Below are 3,369 nucleotides of genomic sequence, written 5' to 3'. Positions count from 1 at the left end.
AAAACGGTGTTGACCGAATCAGAAGCCCCCCTTAGAGGCCGCTTCACCGCAGCGGAGCACGCTTCTGCTACGGTCGCCAACACAGACGGACAGCTAGTTCCCCCGGTCGCAAGAGCGAGGGACGCTTGGTTGTCCGGCTTTACTGTTCGGCGGAGCTGGCTCGCAAGGCTGGTTCGTTCTTTGACATTGTAGGTTTATGATGAAGGGACATGTGGGCGACGGCGCCTGGTCTTTCGGGTCTTCGGGCCGGGAGTACCAGTTTAAAGCAAGCCGATGCTGCATATGTCCTGACGTAACCATACGTTTTACATAGTGCAGGTATCGGCTCCCGGAGTTCGGTGTTTGGGTTTGGCTGGCTTAGGCTGGTGGCCTGGACATTGTGACACAACTTGAGAGTTTGATCCTGGCTCAGAACGAACGCTGGCGGCATGCCTAACACATGCAAGTCGAACGAGATCTTCGGATCTAGTGGCGCACGGGTGCGTAACGCGTGGGAATCTGCCCTTGGGTTCGGAATAACAGTGAGAAATTACTGCTAATACCGGATGATGTCTTCGGACCAAAGATTTATCGCCCAGGGATGAGCCCGCGTAGGATTAGGTAGTTGGTGGGGTAATGGCCTACCAAGCCGACGATCCTTAGCTGGTCTGAGAGGATGATCAGCCACACTGGGACTGAGACACGGCCCAGACTCCTACGGGAGGCAGCAGTGGGGAATATTGGACAATGGGCGAAAGCCTGATCCAGCAATGCCGCGTGAGTGATGAAGGCCTTAGGGTTGTAAAGCTCTTTTACCAGGGATGATAATGACAGTACCTGGAGAATAAGCTCCGGCTAACTCCGTGCCAGCAGCCGCGGTAATACGGAGGGAGCTAGCGTTGTTCGGAATTACTGGGCGTAAAGCGCGCGTAGGCGGTTACTCAAGTCAGAGGTGAAAGCCCGGGGCTCAACCCCGGAACTGCCTTTGAAACTAGGTGACTAGAATCTTGGAGAGGTCAGTGGAATTCCGAGTGTAGAGGTGAAATTCGTAGATATTCGGAAGAACACCAGTGGCGAAGGCGACTGACTGGACAAGTATTGACGCTGAGGTGCGAAAGCGTGGGGAGCAAACAGGATTAGATACCCTGGTAGTCCACGCCGTAAACGATGATAACTAGCTGTCCGGGCACTTGGTGCTTGGGTGGCGCAGCTAACGCATTAAGTTATCCGCCTGGGGAGTACGGTCGCAAGATTAAAACTCAAAGGAATTGACGGGGGCCTGCACAAGCGGTGGAGCATGTGGTTTAATTCGAAGCAACGCGCAGAACCTTACCAGCGTTTGACATGCCGGTCGCGGATTTGGGAGACCATTTCCTTCAGTTCGGCTGGACCGTGCACAGGTGCTGCATGGCTGTCGTCAGCTCGTGTCGTGAGATGTTGGGTTAAGTCCCGCAACGAGCGCAACCCTCGTCCTTAGTTGCCAGCATTTGGTTGGGCACTCTAAGGAAACTGCCGGTGATAAGCCGGAGGAAGGTGGGGATGACGTCAAGTCCTCATGGCCCTTACACGCTGGGCTACACACGTGCTACAATGGCGGTGACAGTGGGCAGCAAGCACGCGAGTGTGAGCTAATCTCCAAAAGCCGTCTCAGTTCGGATTGTTCTCTGCAACTCGAGAGCATGAAGGCGGAATCGCTAGTAATCGCGGATCAGCATGCCGCGGTGAATACGTTCCCAGGCCTTGTACACACCGCCCGTCACACCATGGGAGTTGGATTCACTCGAAGGCGTTGAGCTAACCCGCAAGGGAGGCAGGCGACCACAGTGGGTTTAGCGACTGGGGTGAAGTCGTAACAAGGTAGCCGTAGGGGAACCTGCGGCTGGATCACCTCCTTTCTAAGGATTTGGTCGAAAGCGCCAGTGCTAGTCGCTGGAAGAGCTTCGCTCAATTCTAAGAACATGCCGTCGTCCTCATGTCCCTTCATCCTGGAGATCAACGCAAGCGTGGCTTGTGTTGTACTGCCTGAGCTGGCTCACGCCGCCTGCGGCCATTTATGGCCTGTTCGGGCATGGCGAGTTGGGCCTGTAGCTCAGTTGGTTAGAGCGCACCCCTGATAAGGGTGAGGTCAGTGGTTCGAATCCACTCAGGCCCACCACTTGCCATATCTAGACAGATAACGGGGCCTTAGCTCAGCTGGGAGAGCGGTTGCTTTGCAAGCATCAGGTCATCGGTTCGATCCCGATAGGCTCCACCATCTTCGCCGAGAGATTGGCTTGAGGATGGTACAGTGCGTTGCACTGCTGCTCTAACAGATACTCCAGAGATGAAGACAACGGTTCCGACCTAACGGTCGGTTACGCGAGGATTGGCCTCGCACTTCTTTGACATTGTGAATGGGTTTTTTAATCGATGCCGTGGCGCGTCGTGCTTGCTGACGTAGTGAGCACACGATGACGCGCAACATACAGATTTACATCTGGCTGAGATTAATCGTCCGCACCTGAAAACAATGCAGCTTCTATGCAGGGCTGTCATTGATGGTGTGGATTCTCAAGCGTGAGGTAAGAGCATCTGGTGGATGCCTTGGCATGTACAGGCGATGAAGGACGTGGCACGCTGCGATAAGCGTCGGGGAGCCGTGAGCAGGCTTTGATCCGACGATTTCCGAATGGGGAAACCCACCTTCACCATTTCTCTCGACCGTTGGTTCGCCAATGATTGAGTGAGGTGGATAAGGTATCCCAAGTTGAATACATAGACTTGGTGAAGCGAACCCGGGGAACTGAAACATCTAAGTACCCGGAGGAAAAGACATCAACCGAGATTCCGTTAGTAGTGGCGAGCGAACGCGGACCAGGCCAGTGCCTCATCTTCAGTTAGCAGAACGACTTGGAAAGGTCGACCATAGTGGGTGACAGTCCCGTATGCGAAAACGATAGATGAGGACTCGAGTAGGGCGGGACACGTGAAATCCTGTCTGAACATGGGGGGACCACCCTCCAAGCCTAAATACTCGTACATGACCGATAGCGAACACAGTACCGTGAGGGAAAGGTGAAAAGCACCCCGATGAGGGGAGTGAAACAGTACCTGAAACCGGATGCTTACAAGCAGTTGGAGCCTCTTTAGGGGGTGACAGCGTACCTCTTGCATAATGGGTCAGTGACTTAATGTACCATGCGAGCTTAAGCCGTTAGGTGTAGGCGCAGCGAAAGCGAGTCTGAACAGGGCGACTGAGTATGGTGTATTAGACCCGAAACCCGGCGATCTAGGCATGACCAGGTTGAAGGTGCGGTAACACGCACTGGAGGACCGAACCGTTGAATGTTGAAAAATTCTCGGATGAGTTGTGTTTAGGGGTGAAAGGCCAATCAAGCCGGGAAATAGCTG

General features: G+C 54.1%; 2 tRNA genes and 2 rRNA genes (1 of these 4 running past the window's edge). All 4 read left to right on the top strand.

The annotated features are described in order from the left end of the window. Positions 1 to 385: 385 nt before the first annotated feature. Positions 386 to 1,874, top strand: a 16S ribosomal RNA gene (locus tag V2S85_RS26705). A 183-nt stretch (positions 1,875 to 2,057) separates the two neighbouring features. Further along, positions 2,058 to 2,134 (top strand) — tRNA-Ile (locus V2S85_RS26700). A gap of 23 nt (positions 2,135 to 2,157) precedes the next feature. Further along, a tRNA-Ala gene (locus V2S85_RS26695) sits at positions 2,158 to 2,233 on the top strand. Between the two features lie 297 nt (positions 2,234 to 2,530). After that, positions 2,531 to 3,369, top strand: a 23S ribosomal RNA gene (locus V2S85_RS26690) (it continues 1,952 nt past the right edge of the window). The 16S and 23S rRNA genes sit together here with 2 tRNA genes alongside, the layout of an rRNA operon.

Source organism: Novosphingobium resinovorum (genome assembly GCF_036352595.1).
In the GTDB taxonomy this organism is placed as follows: Bacteria; Pseudomonadota; Alphaproteobacteria; order Sphingomonadales; family Sphingomonadaceae; genus Novosphingobium; species Novosphingobium resinovorum_B.
This window is presented reverse-complemented; position numbering and strand designations above follow the sequence as displayed.